We start from the raw sequence: 4,465 nt of genomic DNA, 5'->3' as shown, positions 1-4,465 counted from the left end.
TATTGAAGAGTGTAAAAACAAAAGCATGAGATAATGCGTCATCATTATTTAAAAGATATTTTTATGAATGCGTTTGAAAGGTGTAAAGCTGAATTATAAGGAGATGATAGATTTTTATCACGATTTCTTTATATTCTTTCCAATTCCAGAAATTACGCAAACAGATAGATGCAATATGCTAACCAAATCTGGCATACAAAAATCTGGAACAGTTCGTGTCATACTGAAGCGTTTTGATATTTATCTCAAACGTGGACTTACACAGGGATTAGATGTTGACTAACAGGTAATAAAAAACAAAGGCTTTATGAAAAAGTTTATGCAGAGCTTTTAATTTTGTGCTTCAAATGCCGCAGTACAAGGTATTTTTCTCTTTTGAATATTAAAGCTCTTGTTTTTATAATGAAGTTACAGCACAACAAGCAAAATGGAATTATTTGAGGGGAAAAAAATAATGCCTTCTTACCGTTCAAGAATATCAACCCACGGGCGTAATATGGCAGGAGCCCGCGGACTTTGGCGTGCAACAGGGATGAAAGATACTGATTTTGGTAAACCCATTATTGCGATTGCGAATTCTTTTACACAATTTGTACCAGGGCATGTTCATTTAAAAGATCTTGGGCAATTAGTCGCACAACAGATAGCAGTTGCCGGTGGTGTTGCGAAAGAATTTAATACCATTGCTGTAGATGATGGAATTGCGATGGGGCACGATGGAATGCTCTATTCGTTGCCCTCACGTGAAATCATTGCTGATTCTGTAGAGTATATGGTTAATGCACACTGTGCAGATGCACTTGTTTGTATTTCTAATTGTGACAAAATTACACCTGGTATGTTAATGGCTGCTTTACGGTTGAATATTCCGACAATCTTTGTTTCAGGCGGTCCTATGGAAGCAGGTAAGATTAAATGGAAGGATCAAGATCTAACGGTTGATTTGGTCGATGCCATGGTTGCAGCAGCTTCAGAACAAAATTCAGAAGAAGAAGTTGCTGAAATGGAGCGTGCTGCTTGTCCTACATGTGGTTCTTGTTCAGGAATGTTTACGGCCAATTCTATGAATTGCTTAACGGAAGCATTGGGGCTTTCTCTTCCCGGAAATGGATCAATGTTAGCAACACATGCAGATCGACGAATGCTTTTTGAAGAAGCTGGAAAACAGATTGTTGCATTGGTTAAACGTTATTATGAAGAAGATGATGAAACAGTTTTGCCGCGCTCTATTGCTTCACGCAAGGCTTTTGAAAATGCAATGACCGTTGATATTGCCATGGGGGGATCAACCAATACAGTACTGCATCTTTTAGCTGCAGCGCAAGAAGGTGAGGTGGATTTTACCATGACGGATATTGATCATCTTTCACGTTGTGTTCCTGTTTTATGTAAGGTTGCTCCTGCTGTTGCAAATGTACATATGGAAGATGTTCATCGCGCTGGTGGTATTATGGGGCTTTTAGGTGAACTGGATGCGGCAGGACTCATTGATACATCAACTTATACGGTTCACGCAAAAACAATGAAAGAAGCTCTTTACCGCTGGGATGTAAAGCAAACTAATGAGCCAACAGTTCATGCATTTTATCGTGCCGCTCCAGGTGGTATTCCAACACAGACAGCTTTTAGTCAATCTTGTCGCTATGAGACCCTTGACCTTGATCGTGAAAAAGGTGTGATTCGCGATAGGGAACACGCATATTCACAAGATGGGGGATTGGCAGTTCTTTATGGAAATCTTGCAAAAGATGGCTGCATTGTAAAAACAGCAGGCGTTGATCAATCAATTTTAACTTTTAAAGGTCCGGCAAGAATTTTTGAAAGCCAAGATTCAGCTGTTTCAGCTATATTAACTGATAAGATTAAAACAGGTGAAATTGTTTTAATCCGTTATGAAGGCCCACGTGGTGGACCTGGAATGCAAGAAATGCTTTATCCAACGAGTTATCTCAAATCTAAAGGATTAGGCAAGGTTTGTGCACTTGTTACAGATGGACGTTTTTCAGGGGGAAGTTCAGGGCTCTCAATAGGACATATTTCACCAGAAGCTGCTGAAGGAGGAGAAATTGCGTTGGTGGAAGAGGGGGATATCATAGAAATTGATATTCCAAATCGTAGAATTCATATGTTGGTGGATGACGTTGAGATGAAGCAGCGCCGTTCTAAGATGGAAGCAAAAGGAAAAGGCGCTTGGCAACCGATTGAGAAGCGTCAGCGTAAAGTTTCAAAGGCTCTCAAAGCCTATGCAGCGATGACCACATCTGCTGCAAAGGGTGCAGTACGTAATATTTGATGAGTTGAATAGAGATAGTGCTCTGATTTTTTGCATCTTTTGCACGATATTCTAAGCTAATTATTTTATGAGTTTATGAACTTATCAGAATATTTCGAGTCATGATGAGTATGATTAAAAAGCTATCAATACAACTAAAAACTGCGGTAGATTGCTTATTTTAGCAGCTATGTAAGACAGATACAGTATAATTACTTTTCATATCATATTCCAATCTTATATGAGATTATGATTTCTTATTACTCATAATTTATGAAAGATATTTATTGTACTGGTGGCATTATCTTGTTGTACCGTAAAAACACTGTCATTTAGAGCTGTGATATACGGCATCTTCCTTAAATATTAAGTGTGTTTTTAGTGTGTGGTGAATATTCTTAGACTTGTTTGTAAAGCTTTGAGTTTAAGAGAAGCACATGATTAGGAAGTCAAGGAAAATCCGTTAGAAGCTGGACTATTTGCAGACTTTATTCGAATGAAAATCCTTATCCATTAAGGTGTGGGAAGGAGTTGAAGGATGTTTATGAAAATAAAGTACAGCTGTGATATATCTGATTATATGTTTCATATGAAAACAGTAAAAGAGCTCTTTATAACTTAAAATGTGAAGAAAATACGAGACCCATTATCTATGAATTTATTATGCAAAATGGGATGGCATTCCAACACCAACAGCTTTAAACTAGAAATGTTGCTATGATAACAATAATATCGATCGTGAAAAAGCATAATTCACTAAATATGGCGTATTTGCAAGGTGGAGGAGATTTCATGACAATCTTTACAAAAAACGACTATCTTGTAAAAATAGTCGATCTTGACCAATTTTTTGTATAAGAGCCAATATTAATCTAAGGGAATATGAAATATAATGCATAGGGTTTTGCCTATAGGCAATTACACTTATCAAAATATATTATGTAGAAAAGCGATGGGAATACGATAAATAACTGTTTATGCTGTGGTATATCAAAAATGGTTACGTTATCTCCTATTAAGAAGGTTTTTTAATAAAAAATAACATCTGTTTTCTATAAAGGGTTACTCTTTTCAAGCTGTTTGAGGTGGTAAATTGCTTCTAAAGCTTGTTTAGGAGAGAGTTCATCGGGATGAATATTTTTTAAAGCTTCGTGAAGTATACAATGTTTGTTTTTTGCTTCATTGACGGGAGATGTTGCTTTAAGAGAAAAGAGTGGTAAATCATCAATGAGTTTATGTCCTTTTCCAGCCATTTCGCCTTGTTCTAATTGATGGAGTACATCTGTTGCTCGTGTAATAACGGCTGGGGGAAGTCCAGCAAGCTTTGCGACTTGTACACCATAGGAACGGTCAGCGGCTCCTGGTGTGACCTCATGAAGAAAAACTACATCACCATCCCAATTTTTGACTTTCATGGTTACATTATGCAGTCTGTCAAGTTTTTCGGTAAGTGCAGTCATTTCATGAAAATGGGTAGCAAGAATAGCACGACAATGGTTAACTTCATGGAGATATTCAACAGCAGCCCAAGCAATAGAAAGTCCATCAAAGGTTGATGTTCCACGTCCTATTTCATCAAGAATAACAAGGGAATGGTGGCTAGCATGATTGAGAATCGTTGCTGTTTCAACCATTTCCATCATAAAGGTTGAGCGCCCTCGTGCAAGATCATCGGAAGCCCCAACGCGACTAAATAGGCGATCAACGACACCAATATGTGCTGAAGTTGCTGGAACGAAGGACCCCATTTGCGCCATAATAGCAATAAGAGCATTTTGCCGCAAAAAAGTTGATTTTCCTCCCATATTAGGCCCTGTCAACAGCCAGATTGCTGCATATTGCTGATTTTCTTGCACAGAGAGATCACAATTATTGGCAATAAAAGGTTCTGCTGCTTGTTTGCGGAGTGCTTGCTCGACGACAGGATGGCGTCCTGCTGTAATGCGAAAGGTAAGTGAAAGATCAATTTTAGGGCGGCAATATCCTTGTTCTTCAGCAAGATATGCTAAAGCGACAGATACATCTAAAATAGCAAGTGCTTCAGAGGCTTTGCGAATAAAATCAACTTGTTCGGTAATTTCATGAACGAGAATATCAAAAATCTCTAGTTCAAGTGTCAATGCGTGATTGGCAGCATGGGCAATACGGCTTTCAAGGTCAGCGAGCTCTGTTGTCGTAAAACGCATAGCGTTT

The 4,465-nt window shown here is 38.3% G+C and carries 2 protein-coding genes; one reads left to right on the top strand and one right to left on the bottom strand.

Translation table 11 applies throughout. The annotated features are described in order from the left end of the window. The first annotated feature begins 454 nt into the window (after positions 1-454). Entirely contained in the window at positions 455-2,293 is a 1,839-nt protein-coding gene (gene ilvD, locus ACFIL8_RS03040; RefSeq protein ID WP_375611414.1) for a dihydroxy-acid dehydratase, read from the top strand. A gap of 1,031 nt (positions 2,294-3,324) precedes the next feature. Here the strand turns inward: ilvD and ACFIL8_RS03035 are convergent. Beyond that, on the bottom strand, positions 3,325-4,465 hold a 1,141-nt coding region (locus tag ACFIL8_RS03035), incomplete at its 5' end, for a MutS-related protein (protein ID WP_404977314.1).

The sequence above is a fragment of the Bartonella sp. AP57NXGY genome (assembly GCF_042195805.1).
Classification (GTDB): domain Bacteria; phylum Pseudomonadota; class Alphaproteobacteria; order Rhizobiales; family Rhizobiaceae; genus Bartonella.
The sequence above is the reverse complement of the archived record's forward strand: the minus strand, read 5'-3'. Positions and strand labels throughout refer to the sequence as shown.